The sequence below is a fragment of the Kribbella sp. HUAS MG21 genome, assembly GCF_040254265.1.
Taxonomy (GTDB): Bacteria; Actinomycetota; Actinomycetes; order Propionibacteriales; family Kribbellaceae; genus Kribbella.
The window spans coordinates 6,773,135-6,787,513 of record NZ_CP158165.1 but is presented as its reverse complement, the minus strand read 5'-3'; the positions used below and the strand labels follow the sequence as shown (position 1 = coordinate 6,787,513).

Here is a 14,379-nt window from a genome sequence, read left to right as displayed (position 1 = left end):
TACGGCGGTAGCGCGCGGCGCAGCCATTACCCGCGAGGTAACTGCACCAAGGAGGTAATTGAGCCGGCTACCCGCGATCGCCGACGGTGGTTCGCAACCGACCTGGAAGGGATCCACACACAATGAACCCCACGTACACAGCCGTCGCGACCTCCTCCGGCCGGGACGCCCGCGCCGTCACCGCCGACGGGCAACTCGACGTCCAGCTCGCGATGCCGAAGGAACTGGGCGGCACCGGCGACGGCCTCAACCCCGAACAGTTCCTCGCCGCGGGCTGGGCCGCCTGCTTCTCCACTGTGCTCGACCGGATCGCCCAGCTCCAGAACCTCGACGCGAGCGACGTCGCCGTCACCGCCGAGGTCAGCCTCGTCCCCGCGGGCGCGAAGTTCGACCTGGCCGCCGTACTCCGCGTAGAACTCCCCGACCACCTCCGCAACGACACCGGCAAGAAGTTGCTCGAAGCAACCCACGCCACCTGCCCCTACTCCCGAGCCACCCAAGGCAACATCTCCGTCGAGGTGATCGCGGAGTAGGACACCGGTTCAAGTGGCGGTGATGCCGTGGGTGGTGAGGTGGGTTTGAAGGGTGGCGTGGCCCTGGGTGAAGGTCCAGTGTTCGGCGTGGAGGCCGGCGGTGCGGGCGGCGGTGACGTTCTTGGGGGTGTCGTCGATGAAGAGGATCGAGTCGGGGGTGGCGCCGATGCGTTCGGCGGCGCGGGTGAAGAAGGCCGGATCGGGTTTCGCGACGCCTAGGTCGTACGAGTAGCAGCTGACGTCGAACAGTTCGTCGTATCCGAGTGCCGTCCGCATGTACCCGCCCCGGTAGCACTCCTGGTTCGTGCCCAGGTGTACGCCGTACCCGTTCCGCTTCAGCGCACGCACGATGGCGAGGGACTCCTCGACCAGAACGATGTTCTTCCACACCGCGTCGTACACCTCCTGCACCGGTGTCCGTACGCCGTACTTCGCCAACGTCGCCGCCAGTAGCGGCAAGTAGTCGCCCCGCCCGGCGAGCATCGGCAGCTCGTCCGCCCACGTCTCGTGCAGGAAGTCCAGCACCCGCTCCCCGAGGTACGGCTCCATCGCCGCGACCCACCCGCCGGGCAGGTCCTGCAGCACCCCGTCCGCGTCGAACAGCACGTGCCGCACCTCGGGCATCAGCGCGCCCCCGCTCGTCGCAGGTTGCCGACTACGACGAGCGGGTGGGCGGATGTGCGCTCACTCATGGGCTAGATGATGCCCGACCGGTTCCTCGACCGGCACCGGGTTTTCCGCCGCGGGTACGTCGTCCCCGTCGGGTTCCTGCCGTACGCCGTACACCGCGGCGCGGTACTCCCTCGGGATGTTGCACATGTCAGGACGGGTCCTGCAGGACACCGAGGACGTTCCCGTCGGGGTCGGTGAGGGTGGCGACCAGGCGGCCGGCGCCGACGTCCTTGGGGGCGTCCTTGAGTTCGCCGCCGGCCGCGGTGATCTCCTGGATCTTGGCCTCGATGTCGTCGACGTGCCAGTACGCGATCGGCGAGGTCATGTCGCTGTTCGGCACCAGCCCGATCTGCTGGCCGGCCGCCTCGAAGCCGACGTAGTACGGCGAGTCCGCCATCGGTTCGACGCCGAGCAGCGCGGCGTACACCGGCTTGGCCTTCGCGAGGTCGGTGACGGGGTGCAGGATGGTCTGAACGCCTTGCGTGGTGGTCATTTCGTCTCTCCGGTTTCCGGGGCCGAAGCCCGTGATCTCGACTGGTTCCACGCTATTTCCGGCCGCACACCCCGTGCTTCTCGATTCCTGACCAGTTGCCGTCCGGCGCTGTGTCGGAGCGCGCGCAGTGCCGTTCGTCTACAAGGCACAGCCCAGTACCGACGCCCAGGAGGATCGTCATGCACGCCCACGAAACCGCGATGCCGGTCCCGCGCAGCCTCGCCGAACGGCGAGCAGCTGCTCGGGACCGGCTGCAGACCGGCTTCCAGCTATGGCTGGCCACCGGCAGCGACAGCCACGGTGCCCATCTGATCCCCGTGGCCTATGCCTGGGACGGCACGGCCCTCTGCACGGCGACGTTCGCCAAGAGCCGCACCGTCGCCAACATCGAAGCCCGCCCACAAGCCCGGGTCGCGCTCGGCGACACCGCCGACGTCGTCATGATCGACACCCGCGCATCGCTGGTGCACGTCCCAGACATCGACGCCGAGATCGCCGAGCACTACGCCGGAGTCTCCACAGACCCGCGTAGCTACCCCGACGGCACGTTCGTCTACCTACGCCTGCACCCCAGACGCATCCAGGTCTGGAACGGCCTGCACGAATTCACCGGCCGCACGGTCATGCGGGACGGCCGCTGGCTGGACAAGCCGGCCGACTGAGCGTCAGGCGACGTACTCCGCGAGATGCTTTCCGGTCAGCGTCTTCGGCTTCTTGATCAGGTCGGCCGGGGTGCCCTCGAAGACGATCTTGCCGCCGTCGTGGCCGGCGCCGGGGCCGAGGTCGATGATCCAGTCGGCGTGCGCCATCACGGCCTGGTGGTGCTCGATCACGATCACCGACTTGCCGGAGTCGACCAGCCGGTCCAGGAGCCCGAGCAACTGCTCGACGTCGGCCAGGTGCAGGCCGGTGGTGGGCTCGTCGAGAACGTAGATGCCGCCCTTCTCCCCCATGTGGGTCGCGAGCTTCAGCCGCTGCCGCTCGCCGCCGGACAGCGTGGTGAGCGGCTGCCCCAGCGACAGGTACCCGAGCCCGACGTCCGAGAGCCGCTCCAGGATCTTCTCCGCGGCGGGCGTCCGCGCCTCGCCCTCGGCGAAGTACGGCAGCGCCTCCGACACCGGCATCGCCAGCACCTCGGCGATGTTCTTCCCGCCGAACGTGTACTCCAGTACGGCGGCCTGGAACCGGCGGCCCTCGCACTCCTCGCACGTGGACTCGACGGTCGCCATCACGCCGAGCTCGGTGTAGATGACACCGGCGCCCTTGCACGCGGGGCACGCGCCTTCGGAGTTCGCGCTGAACAGGGCCGGCTTCACCCCGTTCGCCTTGGCGAAGGCCTTCCGGATCGGCTCCAGCAGGCCCGTGTACGTCGCGGGGTTGCTCCGCCGCGACCCCCGGATCGCGCCCTGGTCGATCGCCACCACATCCTCGCGGTCGGCGATCGAGCCGTGGATCAGCGAGCTCTTCCCGGACCCGGCGACGCCGGTCACGACGACCAGCACACCGAGCGGTACGTCGACATCGACATCCTGCAGGTTGTTCGTCGAAGCGCCGCGGACCTCGAGTGCGCCCGTCGCCGACCGCACCGACGGCTTCAATGTCGCGCGGTCGTCGAGGTGGCGGCCGGTCAACGTGCCGCTGGTCCGGAGCTTCTCGAGCGTGCCCTCGAACACGACCTCGCCGCCGCCGGACCCCGCGCCGGGACCGAGGTCGACGATGTGGTCGGCGATCGCGATCGTCTCCGGCTTGTGCTCGACGACCAGCACCGTGTTGCCCTTGTCGCGCAGCTGCAGCAGGAGCTCGTTCATCCGCTGGATGTCGTGCGGGTGCAGGCCGATCGTCGGCTCGTCGAACACGTACGTGACGTCGGTCAGCGACGACCCGAGGTGCCGGATCATCTTCGTCCGCTGCGCCTCACCGCCGGACAGCGTCCCGGCGGGTCGCTCCAGCGACAGGTACCCGAGGCCGATGTCGACGAACGAGTCGAGCGTGTCGCCGAGCGCCTTCAGCAGCGGCGCGACCGACGGCTCCTTCAGGTCGCGGATCCAGGCGGCCAGGTCGGTGATCTGCATCGCGCACAGGTCCGCGATGTTCTTGCCCTTGATCTTCGACGCCCGCGCCTCGGCGCTCAGCCGGGTGCCCTCGCAGTCCGGGCAGGTCGTGAACGTCACCGCCCGCTCGACGAAGGCCCGGATGTGCGGCTGCATCGCGTCGACGTCCTTGGACAGGAACGACCGCTGGATCGACGGGATGATGCCGGTGTAGGTCAGGTTGATGCCCTCGACCTTGATCTTCGTCGGCTCCCGGTGCAGCAGGTCGTGCAGTTCCTTCTTCGTGTACTTCTTGATCGGCTTGTCCGGGTTGAAGTACCCGGCGCCGCGGAAGATCCGCCCGTACCAGCCGTCCATGCTGTAGCCGGGGATCGTCAGCGCGCCCTCGTTCAGCGACTTGTTCTCGTCGTACAGCGCGGTCAGGTCGAAGTCGGTCACCGAGCCCATGCCCTCGCAGCGCGGGCACATGCCGCCGGCGTACACGGCCTCGCGGACGACCTTCTTCTCCCCGGCGCCCTTGTCGGCGGTCATCGAGCCGGTCGCGGTGCGCTTCGGGACGTTGAAGGAGTACGCCGTCGGCGGGCCGGCGTGCGGTTTCGCGATCCGGCTGAACAGGATCCGGAGCATCGCGTTGGCGTCGGTCGCCGTACCGACCGTGGAGCGCGGGTTGGCGCCCATCCGCTCCTGGTCGACGATGATCGCGGTGGTGAGGCCTTCCAGGACGTCGACCTCCGGGCGGTTCAGGCTCGGCATGAAGCCCTGCACGAACGCGCTGTAGGTCTCGTTGATCAGCCGCTGCGACTCGGCCGCGATGGTGCCGAACACCAGCGAGCTCTTGCCGGAGCCGGACACCCCGGTGAACGCGGTCAGCCGGCGTTTCGGGATCTCGACGCTGACGTCCTTGAGGTTGTTCACCCGGGCGCCGGTCACCCGGATCAGGTCGTGGCTGTCGGCAGCATGCATTGCGTCTGTCTCCAAAGGGTCGTTTCAGGAGGCCTGGTTGATCCGGATGTGGTTCCCGGCCGGATCCCGGAAGGCGCAGTCGCGGACGCCGTACGGCTGGTCGACCGGCTCCTGGATCACCTCGGCGTCGGTGGCCTGCAGGCGCTCGAAGAGGCCGTCGATGTCGTCGGTCTGCAGCACGATGGTGGCGAACGTGCCCTTGGCCATCATCTCGGCGATGGTCCGGCGCTCGTCGTCGGTGCGCCCGGGGTCCGCGGCCGGCGGGTACAGCACGATCGAGGTGTCCGGCTGGCCGGCCGGGCCGACCGTGATCCAGCGCATCCCCTCGTACCCGACGTCGGTGCGCACCTCGAAGCCGAGGATGTCGCGGTAGAACTTCACCGACTCGTCGGGATCGGTGTGCGGCAGGAAACTGGCGTGAATGGTGATCTCCATGGGCGTCACGCTACGTGCCCGGGGACGGAGATGCTTCTCGATTCCTGATCGGTCGGGTCACCTGTTTCGCCACACACGACGGAATCCCGAGGGTGGCGTCCTGGGCGTGCTCCTTGTAGGCGCTCGGCGGCATCCCGACCAACTCGGTGAACCGGGTGCTGAAGGTGCCGAGCGACTGGCAGCCGACGGCGAAGCAGACGTCGGTGACGCTCATCCCGCCGCGCCGCAGCAGCATCATCGCGCGCTCGATCCGGCGCGTCATCAGATACCCGTACGGCGACTCTCCGTAAGCACGCTTGAACTCGCGGCTCAGGTGCCCCGACGACATGTGCGCACCCCGCGCCAGCGCCTCGACGTCCAGCGGCTGCGCGTACTCCCGGTCGATCCGGTCCTTCACCCGCCGCAACCGCGCCAGATCCTGCAGGCGCTGCTCGTCCGTCGTCCCACTACTCACCGTAGGAATCCTGCCATATCAACCAACCCCAGCCGCTCTCAGCCACACGGTCCGATCGTCGAGATCAGGCCATGATGGTCCGACTTGGGGATCGAGTACCAGTGGTTGGCGTCGGAGCACCAGCCGGGGGCGACCAGCAGGTGGTCGATGCGGACGCCGAGCGGGAGCCACTTGCCGATCTGGGAGGGGCGGCCCCAGCTGTCCAGCATCGCGTCGTTCAGGTCGTCGGTGAGGAGGCGGTAGTCGCGGCCGCGGTCGGTGGTGTTGAGGTCGCCGGCCACCACCACCGGGCGGTCGTCGCGGGCGGCGCGGGCCGCGACCTGTTCGATCAGGCGGTGGTGCTCGGCGACCGTCGCCTGGTACGGCCTCCCGCCGTCCGTCGAGGTGTCGTACGTCGCTCCGCCCGACGTCCACCACGGGCGCGGTACGTGCGTGGCGATCAGGTCGAACTCACCGGCCGGTGCGCGCACGCGCACGACGTACCCGGGCAGGTCCGGCCCCGGCTGCTCGAGCACGGTCAGCGGCCAGCGACTGAAGACGCCGATCGACGGGCCCTTCCAGTAGGCGACGTGCTCCGGGTAGGACGCGGCGAGACGGGTGGTGAGCGGTTCGCCGATCTCGGAGATGACGAGGACGTCGGCGCGCAGTGCGAGCAGCTTGTCCGCCCCGTCGAGCTCGCCGGCGCCGATGTTCGCGGCCGCGACCCGGACGCCGCGCCCCGCGGCCACACTCCCGGTGCCGTGCGGGATCCAGGGCACGAACGTCGTCACGACCCCGACCAGCAGCGTCGACACCGCGAACACCAGCGCCGCCCGCCGCAGCCGACCGAACAGGCCGGCGACGACCACGGCCAGCGCGGCGGTCGCCAGCGCGAGCAGCGGCAGCACGATCGCGGCCACGTCCGTGACCACTCCGAGCCGGTCCCGCACCACGAACCATGCCCACGGCAACAAACCGGCGATCACGATCCCCACGGACCGCCGGACCAGCGGATCCCCCTCCACAACCCCCAGGCTATGTCATCGGGCGGCACCCCAGTTCAGGTAGGCGACGTTCGCGAGCAGCCAGCCGAACCCGATCGCCTGCTGTCCGTCGCGCTCCGGCGTCGGCTGGTAACGGTTGTAGAGCGCGAGGCAGTGGGCGTGGACCTGCGGATCCCACGGCGCCACCTGCATCCACCGCGGCGCCTGGTGCGCGACCGAGGCCGCGCCGACCGTCCCGCCCGCGACCGTCGTGTGGATCGCGGGCTGCCCGGCAGCGTCGGTGGTCGCCACGTTCTGGGTGTACGTCCGCGCGAGCCGCGCCATGTCCCGCCCGGTGAACGCCAGCTTCGCCCGGAACGCCCGGACGGCGAACTCGACGTCGATCGCCCCGTGGCTGATGTCCTCGAACTGCCGGGCGGGCCCGCCGGACGGGGTGAAGATCGAGACGTCGGTCGCCGGGTCGCCGGTCTTGGTGAAGCCCGTGTGGATGCGCCCGCCGGCCGGCCAGTAGTGCCAGCGGTAGGCGTCCCCGGCGTCGGCCGTGAGCTGGCCGGCGAGCATCCGGCCCATCGCGGCGACCTTCGCCCGGTAGCCCGGGTCCCCGGTCGCCAGTGCGAGCTCCACCAGCGTCTGACCGAGGCCGACCGTCTGGTTGATCGGCTGCTCGCACCCGTCGTACGCGAGCGGCTGCCCCTTCGGCCAGATCAGATGACCGCCCTCGCGGTACTCCCAGTCGTGGACGGCGACCGCTTCGCGGCAGGCGATCAGGTACTCGGCCGCCTTCCGCCAGTAGCGCCGCCGCAGGACCGGCGAGCCCGCAACGAGCCGGACGAAGCTCGCGATCGGGTAGGTGATCATCCCGGTGTGGACGGCGAAGATCACCGGCTTGCACTTCAGCTCGTAGCTCCCGAGCCGCGGTACGTCGCCGCTGCCTGGTGCCGGCCTGCGGTCCTCGGCGGTGAGCTGCAGCGGACCGGGAGCCGCCGTGTAGATCCGGGCGACGGCGTAGTCCGGGCTCGCGGGGTCGAGGGACAGGTCGGTGAGCGTGACCGTGCGGTTCACGAAGGTGTTGACCAGCTTGACCGTGAACGTGTCCGCGCGCGTCCCGGCGGTGACGGTGACCGTCGTGTCCTCGGCGTACGGGAGCGCCTGGCGCAGGTCGAGCAGCGGCGTACCGTTGCTGTCGGCAAAGGTTGCGTAGCCGGTCGTGTAGGGGTGGTCGGCGCGCCACGCTGGAAGCGAGAGCCCGCGGTAGTCCGTGACACCGCGCTCGCTGTCGCGGACGCCGAGGACCTGATCGACGTTGTCGACGAGCCGGTCGAGGTAGTACGTGTCGCCGTACGTCTCGTACATGCGGACCAGCCCGAGCAGCACGTACGACTGGCTCCACGCGAGCATGCCGGAGCGGCCGTCGCGGTTGGTGTTGTCGTTCGGCTGGTCCGGCTGACCGGGACCGCCTTGCCGGAACAGGCGGTCCCAGTCGTCGAACGTGCGGCGGGCGGTGTAGTCGATGCCGTCGGCGTACGCCGGGAGGGCGCTGCCCAGGGTTCCGGCGACGGCACCGGCGGCGGTGAGCTGGAGAAGGGCGCGGCGGGACGGGCGGGTCATGGGCGGCCTCCAACGAGTGGGCGGTCCGCCGATTCTCCCGCAGGGAATCGATTTACGACAGTTCGAGCGTCAGTGGTAAATCCTTGAGGAAGTCGACGGCGTCGAACATCGCACCGGCCGATGCCACCCCGGATGCGCGGGTCTCGCCGGCCAGGATCCGTCGTACGGCGCCGACCGCGAGGGGGGCCGTGATCGCGTAGATGTCCTGGCCTGAGGCGGTGGCATGCCGGCCGTCGGCCAGGACGTCCACGACGAAGGTCTGGTCCGAGCGGCCCTGCTCGTCGACTGCTGCCGGCGCCGGGGTGTCGGCGTCGGCGAGGTCACCGGCGGCCTCGACGGTCATGTACGTACGCACTTCGGGGACGGTGAGGTGGCTCGGGATCGTGACGATGTCGGCCATGCTGAACTCCGCGATCACCCGGCGGCGGCCGAGCGGCTTCGGGAACGCCCAGTCCTGCTGGACCGGCTCGTCGTCGTGGTACCGCAGCCGGCCGTCGGCGTACCGCACCCGGCGACCGTTGCGCCGCTGGTGCGAGACCTTGCCGGCGACTCGGGTGCCGGGTGTCGGATGCCAGCTGCTGAGGCCGTACGCGACGTGCACCTCGTCGGCCGCGGTCCGCTCCCCCAGCGCGGCGGTCGTGAGCAGGTCGCCGAGTCCGCCGTAGAAGGCCATCGCCGGTACGACGGGCGTGTCGCTGCGCCGCGCGAGCGTCGCCGCGTTGGCTTCGATCTCGGCGGCGACGTCGACGTACGGGATCCGCTGCCTGGCGGCGGCCGCGATCAGCGGTCCGGCCGTGGTGGCGAACGGGCCGGCGGTGTTGATCACGGCGGCGGCGTTCTGCAGCGCCCGGTCGAGGGCGTGCGGGTCGTCGACCGCGGCCGGGCGGACGTCGAGGTGTCCCCAGCGCTCGGCGAGGGCCGACGCGTTGCGGCCCGAGACGGCGACCGGGAGGTTCTGGCGGAGGAGTTCCTCGACGACGAACCGGCCGGTGTGACCGGTGGCGCCGTACACGACGATTGCGTTCATGCCGTCGAGTCTGGCTGGTCGCGGCACCCCGGTGTGAGAGTCCGGAACGACACCATCCGTACACTTTCGGACATGCACACCGTCGCGCTCGCGACCGCCGGGCACCTGCTGCACTTCGAACTCGGCATCGCCTACGAGATCTTCGGCAACCCGCCACCCGGGGCCGACGAGTGGTACGACGTACGCCTGAGCGGACCGCAGCCGCTGCAGGTCGGGCCGTTCGTGGTCGAGCCCGCGGACGGGCTGGAGGTTCTCACCCGCGCCGACACGGTGCTGGTCCCGGCCGTCGCCGACGTCGACGAACCACCACCCGCCGAACTCGTCGACGCCGTCCGGGCGGCGCACGAAGCCGGCGCGCGGATCGCGTCGTTCTGCACGGGCGCGTTCGTGCTCGGCGCCGCCGGGCTGCTCGAGGGCCGGCAGGCGACCACGCACTGGGCGCACACCGATGTACTGGCCGAGCGGTATCCGGGCGCGGTCGTCGATCCGGACGTCCTGTACACCGACAACGGGGACGTGCTGACCGCGGCCGGCAAGGCGGCGGCGGTGGATCTGTGCCTGCACCTGATCCACCGCGATCACGGCGCGACGGTCGCGAACGCCGTCGCCCGGCGGCTCGTCGTACCGCCGCATCGGGCGGGTGGGCAGGCGCAGTTCGTGTCGACCCCGGTGCCGGTGCGCGGTGACCACTCGCTCGCGCACCTGCTGGCGTGGGCGCAGGAGCGTCTGGATCAGCCGTTGACCGTCACCGACCTCGCTCGGCGGGCGAACACGAGTCCGCGCCACCTCGGTCGCCAGTTCCGGGCGGTCACCGGTCAGTCGCCGCTGCAGTGGTTGCTGGCGCAACGGGTCCGTCGCGCGCAGCAGCTGCTCGAGTCGACCGACGACGGGATCGAACAGATCGCCGCCGCGACCGGGCTCGGGACGGCGACCTCGCTGCGCCGGCACTTCCAGCGTGTCGTCGGCGTACCGCCGAGCACGTACCGGACGACCTTCCGCAGCACGTAGGCTCGGACGCCACGATTGCGTCTACAGGCGGGGAGAGCAGTGAGCAAGCAGACTGGGTACGCCGACATCAACGGGCTGCGGATGTACTACGAGATCCACGGGTCCGGGGGTACGCCGCTGGTGCTGTTGCACGGCGGGCTGTTCAACATCGACCTGCAGTTCGGGGAGCTGCTGGAAGGGCTGGCGGCCGGGCGGCAGGTGATCGCGGCGGACTTCCAGGGCCACGGGTACACCAACGACATCGACCGGCCGCTGGGCACGCCGGCGCTCGCGTCCGACGTGGTGGCGCTGCTGGAGCATCTCGACGTACCGCAGGCGGACGTGTTCGGGTTCAGCGTCGGCGGGGCCGTCGCGCTCTACCTCGCGATCAAGCACCCGGAACTGGTGCGCAAGGCTGTCATCTCGTCGGTCTCGTTCCACCCGTCCGGGGACCGCGCCGAGAACACGGACGCGGTCGGCGAGATGAAGGTGGAGATGATCGCCGGTACGCCGATGGAGGCGGACTACCTGGCGAAGTCGCCGCATCCGGACCACGAGCACCTGCAGACACTGCTCGACAAGCTCGGCGGCTACGACCGCGGCACCGAGGGCTGGAGCGACGACGACATCCGCGGCATCGCGGCGCCGACGCTGCTGACGTTCGGCGACGCGGACGCGGTCAAGCTCGAGCACGTCGTCCGCTTCCACCAGCTCCGCGGCGGTGACGTGAACGGCGACTTCGTCGGCGTCCCGGCGTCGCAGCTGGCGATCTTCCCGGGCACCACGCACTTCACCGGCCTGGGCCGCACGGCCCTGGTCCTGGACACGGTCACCACGTTCCTCGACGCCTGAGCTCGCGGCTGAGTTCGCGCCTGGGGCCCGCCTGGGGTCCCGTCTGCAACCGGTTGCAGCCCGGTGCTGGCGGCGTGCGGGGTGTGGGGCTACGCTGCGCGCATGGCGGCACGTGATCGGGGGCCGGAGACCGCGGCACCGACCATCACCAGCGTGGCGGCGCTCGCGGGCGTGTCGCGCTCGACCGTCTCCCGGGCGTTCAGCAACCCGCGGGTACTGCGTCCTGACACGGTGGACCGGGTGCACGCGGCCGCGGCGGAACTCGGGTACGTGCCCAACCCGACGGCCAAGGCGCTGTCGACCGGGCGGCACGGGCTGCTGGCGATGATCGTCCCGGACATCGCCAACCCGTTTTTCCCGCCGATGATCGGCGCCGCGCAGGGCCGCGCCGAGACCGCCGGGCTCGCGCTGCTGCTCGGCAACACCGACGAGGACCCGGCGCGCGAGCACACGATGGTGACCAGGCTGACGCCGCAGACCGACGGCTTCGTGCTGGCCGCGAGCCGGATGAGCGAACGGCAGATCCGCAGCCTCGCCGGCCGGCGTCCCGTCGTACTCGTCAACCGCGACCTCCCCGGTCTCCCCCGGGTGCTGGTCGACAGCGCCGACGGGGTCCGGGCCGCGGTCGAGCACCTCGCCGAGCTCGGTCATCGGCGGATCGCGTACCTGGCCGGGCCGACGCGGTCGTGGGCGAACGCGCAACGGAAGAAGGCGGTGAAGCGCGCCGCCGAGCGGGCCCGGATCGACGCTGTGCTGCTGCCGGGGCGGGTCTCGAGCTACGAGGCCGGCATGCAGGCGGCGCCGGATCTTCTGGCGACCCGTGCGACCGCGGCCGTTGCCTTCGACGACGTTCTCGCGCACGGGGTGATGGCCGGGCTGGTCCAGCACGGGGTATCGGTTCCGGACGACTTCAGCCTGGTCGGCTGCGACGACGTCCTGAAGGCCCAGGTCTATCCGCCGCTCACCACGGTCTCGTCACATGCGGCCGACGCCGGGGAGGCCGCGGTCGAGCTCCTCGTCCAGCACCTCGAGGATCCCAGCGCCCCCGAACGCCGCGTCTTGCTCGGCACGTCACTGATCATCCGCGCCACCACAGCGCCGGCTCCTTCGCTGTCGTCCGTCCCCTGATGTCACAACTCCCGGCCGCGGCGTGTCCTGGGGTCGTTGATCGACGAAGGGAGTTCGGGATGAGGCAACGGCGGCCATGGGTCGTGGGGTCCGTGGTGCTGGCGGCGCTGACGTTTCTGGTGCCGGGTGCGTGGTCGTTCTTCTGGCCGGAGAGTTTCCACGAGCACGTCGCGATGTTCGACCCGTTCAACCTGCACCTGTTCCACGACCTGGGCGCGTTTCAGCTGGGCATCGGGGTCGCGTTGCTCGGCGCGCTGATCTGGAACGACGCACTGGTGGTGGCGCTCGTCGGTGCCGTTACTGCCGCGATCGTGCATTTCGCGTCGCATCTGATGGACCGCGACCTCGGCGGCCGCGCGAGCGATCCCCTCACCCTCGGCATCCTGGCCGCGGTCCTCCTCCTGGCGCTCTTCCTCCGGCTGCGGGCGAAGGGTTCGGACCGCTAGCCCCAGGCATCACCCCACGCCGTACTGCGTGCGGCCCGATACGCCTCAGCCGACTTCGGTACGACGATCCGCTCGACGGCGCCCTGTGACGTGCAGAGGTCGAGCACGACGCGGTTCTTCAGGCGGCTCGGGCGGGCGATGACCTGCGCCGGTGCCGGGCGGATCGGGGCGCGGGTCGCGACGACGTACGCGAACTTCTCGTCCTCGAAGTTCCGGGTGCCGTCCTTGAGGGCGCGATGGAGTTCGGTGCGCGGCAGCCGGGTCGCGAAGTGGCACCAGTCGACGGGACACGGACCTTGGTGTGGGCACGGTGCGGCGATCCGGAAACCGTGATCGATCAGCAGGTCGCGGGCGTCGAGGATGCGGCGGTGGCCGCGCGGCGTACCCGGCTCGACGACGACGATCGTGATCGCGCGCCTGGTCGCGGTGCGGGTGAGGTCGCGGCGGGCCTGGTCGGTCAGCTCGTTGAGCACGTAGCCGATCGTGACGAGGTCCACCGGGCCGGAGCCGGTCCAGGTTCCGAGGTCGGACGTTGTCCAACGGACCTGCGGAAGGTTGCCGGCGGCAAGGTCCCGGCCGAGACGGATAGCGGCCGGCTGGCGTTCGACGATCTCGGTGGCGACCGCCGGCCAGAGGGCGGCGGCTGCCCATGCGGCGGCTCCGGTGCCGCCGCCGAGATCCAGGTGGGAGCTGACCGGTGCGTTGATCCGCTGTTCGGCCGCTGCAAGGGCCGCGTGCAGGGCGCGGAAGGTCGCGGGCATGCGTACGACGGCGTACGCGAGGGCGTCGAGGGCGTCGCTCATACCGGGAGCGGTGTCGTCGACCTGTTCGCTGCGGTACCGGTGCGAGAGCGCCGTCACCCGGCGGCGCAGGTCGTCGTACGGCACACCGCGGAGAGCGCGTGCGAGGGCAGCATGAAGTTGGGTGTCCACGGAGGACATGGGGAATCTCCGGTTCGATCGGCACGGAGCGCGCCTCCGGGCGCGCGTGATCCGCGGCCAGCCGCCGCGACGCACCAATCGGTCCGGAAAGAGAAGCTGTCAGCCTGTCAGCGGACAGCCGAGGAGGAGGGATTGGCGCGGAACCGGATAACCTTGCAAGCCATCACACACCTCCTCGATTCAGCACGACCGTAGCAGAGCACGGCGTGGTTCGCTCCGGTTTTAGCGGCCCTCGGAGGTGCACAGGCAGACCTTGTTGCCCTGCGGGTCGGCGAGGACGGTGAACGCCGGCGCCTCGTTGTCGTACACGACCTTCCCGCCGGCCGCGAGCGCGGCCTCGATACGCCCTGGGACGACCTCGGGCGGCAGCCAGAGGTCGAGGTGGAAGCGCTGGCGCGGGGCCTCGTGCGGCGTGGTGCCCTGGAACCAGAGGTTCGCGACCCGGCGCGTCGGATCGAGGACGTCGTTGCCGGTGAACGCGTCGGTGCTGCCGGTCAGGACCGCCGCCCAGAACGGACCGATCTCGACAAGGTCCGCGGTGTCCAGGGCGATCTCGAGTTGCGCGACCGCTGTCGGATCGGGGGTCAGGCCGTGCTTCGCCGCGATCGCGCTGATCTGCTGCGCCACAGCCTCGTCCCGGCTCGTCACGTCCACGAACGTCGCGCCCAGCCGGACCTCGGGTACGGCGTCCGAGCACGCTTCCGCTACCGCCTGCACGAAGCGCGCGCCATCGACGTACGTGTCGATCAGGAATCGCGCATGCCACGCCTGCGCAAGCTTCCGCCAGTCCTGGTCCATGCGCACCA

Annotated in this window: 17 protein-coding genes; 6 read left to right on the top strand and 11 right to left on the bottom strand. The window is 70.3% G+C overall.

Going from position 1 to position 14,379, the window contains the following annotated elements; genetic code table 11:
* Nucleotides 1-122 precede the first annotated feature (122 nt).
* Nucleotides 123-533, top strand: a complete 411-nt coding sequence (locus ABN611_RS32720) for an Ohr family peroxiredoxin (RefSeq protein WP_350276140.1) — start codon at nt 123-125, stop codon at nt 531-533.
* A gap of 9 nt (nt 534-542) precedes the next feature.
* On the opposite strand, the gene ABN611_RS32715 is transcribed toward ABN611_RS32720, so the two are convergent.
* Genes ABN611_RS32715 through ABN611_RS32705 form a run of 3 tightly spaced genes read right to left on the bottom strand, consistent with a single transcriptional unit; the run spans nt 543 to nt 1,698 of the window.
* The gene (locus ABN611_RS32715) at nt 543-1,157 is read right to left on the bottom strand and encodes an HAD-IA family hydrolase (RefSeq protein ID WP_350276139.1); all 615 of its coding nucleotides are present in this window, start codon (nt 1,155-1,157) and stop codon (nt 543-545) included.
* A gap of 60 nt (nt 1,158-1,217) precedes the next feature.
* The gene (locus tag ABN611_RS32710; RefSeq protein WP_350276138.1) at nt 1,218-1,352 is read right to left on the bottom strand and encodes a hypothetical protein; all 135 of its coding nucleotides are present in this window, start codon (nt 1,350-1,352) and stop codon (nt 1,218-1,220) included.
* A gap of 1 nt (nt 1,353) precedes the next feature.
* Nucleotides 1,354-1,698, bottom strand: a complete 345-nt coding sequence (locus ABN611_RS32705; RefSeq protein WP_350276137.1) for a VOC family protein — start codon at nt 1,696-1,698, stop codon at nt 1,354-1,356.
* A 179-nt stretch (nt 1,699-1,877) separates the two neighbouring features.
* Here ABN611_RS32705 and ABN611_RS32700 point away from each other — a divergent pair, with 179 nt between their 5' ends.
* Nucleotides 1,878-2,360 (top strand): pyridoxamine 5'-phosphate oxidase family protein, encoded by a 483-nt coding sequence (locus ABN611_RS32700; protein ID WP_350276136.1) that lies wholly within the window; start codon nt 1,878-1,880, stop codon nt 2,358-2,360.
* A 3-nt stretch (nt 2,361-2,363) separates the two neighbouring features.
* Here ABN611_RS32700 and ABN611_RS32695 read toward each other — a convergent pair whose 3' ends face one another.
* The 6 genes from ABN611_RS32695 to ABN611_RS32670 are packed head-to-tail and all read right to left on the bottom strand — an operon-like array spanning nt 2,364 to nt 9,219.
* On the bottom strand, nt 2,364-4,712 hold the full coding sequence (locus ABN611_RS32695) for an excinuclease ABC subunit UvrA (protein ID WP_350276135.1): 2,349 nt from the start codon (nt 4,710-4,712) through the stop codon (nt 2,364-2,366).
* A gap of 24 nt (nt 4,713-4,736) precedes the next feature.
* Nucleotides 4,737-5,147, bottom strand: a complete 411-nt coding sequence (locus ABN611_RS32690) for a VOC family protein (RefSeq protein ID WP_350276134.1) — start codon at nt 5,145-5,147, stop codon at nt 4,737-4,739.
* Between the two features lie 10 nt (nt 5,148-5,157).
* On the bottom strand, nt 5,158-5,601 hold the full coding sequence (locus ABN611_RS32685; protein ID WP_350276133.1) for an AraC family transcriptional regulator: 444 nt from the start codon (nt 5,599-5,601) through the stop codon (nt 5,158-5,160).
* A gap of 38 nt (nt 5,602-5,639) precedes the next feature.
* Nucleotides 5,640-6,605: an endonuclease/exonuclease/phosphatase family protein gene (locus ABN611_RS32680; protein WP_350276132.1), complete on the bottom strand. Its 966-nt coding sequence runs from the start codon at nt 6,603-6,605 to the stop codon at nt 5,640-5,642.
* A gap of 15 nt (nt 6,606-6,620) precedes the next feature.
* Nucleotides 6,621-8,192: a hypothetical protein gene (locus tag ABN611_RS32675; protein ID WP_350276131.1), complete on the bottom strand. Its 1,572-nt coding sequence runs from the start codon at nt 8,190-8,192 to the stop codon at nt 6,621-6,623.
* Between the two features lie 52 nt (nt 8,193-8,244).
* Entirely contained in the window at nt 8,245-9,219 is a 975-nt protein-coding gene (locus tag ABN611_RS32670; RefSeq protein WP_350276130.1) for an NAD(P)H-binding protein, read from the bottom strand.
* Between the two features lie 72 nt (nt 9,220-9,291).
* Between ABN611_RS32670 and ABN611_RS32665 the strand changes: the two genes are divergently transcribed.
* The 4 genes from ABN611_RS32665 (at nt 9,292) to ABN611_RS32650 (ending at nt 12,632) form a co-directional block, all read left to right on the top strand.
* Nucleotides 9,292-10,227, top strand: coding sequence for a helix-turn-helix domain-containing protein (locus ABN611_RS32665; protein WP_350276129.1), 936 nt, complete (start codon nt 9,292-9,294; stop codon nt 10,225-10,227).
* A 39-nt stretch (nt 10,228-10,266) separates the two neighbouring features.
* Nucleotides 10,267-11,058, top strand: a complete 792-nt coding sequence (locus ABN611_RS32660; protein ID WP_350276128.1) for an alpha/beta hydrolase — start codon at nt 10,267-10,269, stop codon at nt 11,056-11,058.
* A 102-nt stretch (nt 11,059-11,160) separates the two neighbouring features.
* The gene (locus ABN611_RS32655) at nt 11,161-12,186 is read left to right on the top strand and encodes a LacI family DNA-binding transcriptional regulator (protein WP_350276127.1); all 1,026 of its coding nucleotides are present in this window, start codon (nt 11,161-11,163) and stop codon (nt 12,184-12,186) included.
* Nucleotides 12,187-12,245: 59 nt separating this feature from the next.
* Nucleotides 12,246-12,632: a hypothetical protein gene (locus ABN611_RS32650; RefSeq protein WP_350276126.1), complete on the top strand. Its 387-nt coding sequence runs from the start codon at nt 12,246-12,248 to the stop codon at nt 12,630-12,632.
* Here ABN611_RS32650 and ABN611_RS32645 read toward each other — a convergent pair.
* Nucleotides 12,629-13,573, bottom strand: a complete 945-nt coding sequence (locus ABN611_RS32645) for a small ribosomal subunit Rsm22 family protein (RefSeq protein WP_350276125.1) — start codon at nt 13,571-13,573, stop codon at nt 12,629-12,631. The two genes, ABN611_RS32650 and ABN611_RS32645, sit on opposite strands and share 4 nt — an antisense overlap.
* Nucleotides 13,574-13,795: 222 nt before the next feature.
* Nucleotides 13,796-14,371: a VOC family protein gene (locus ABN611_RS32640; RefSeq protein WP_350276124.1), complete on the bottom strand. Its 576-nt coding sequence runs from the start codon at nt 14,369-14,371 to the stop codon at nt 13,796-13,798.
* Between the last annotated feature and the right edge of the window lie 8 nt (nt 14,372-14,379).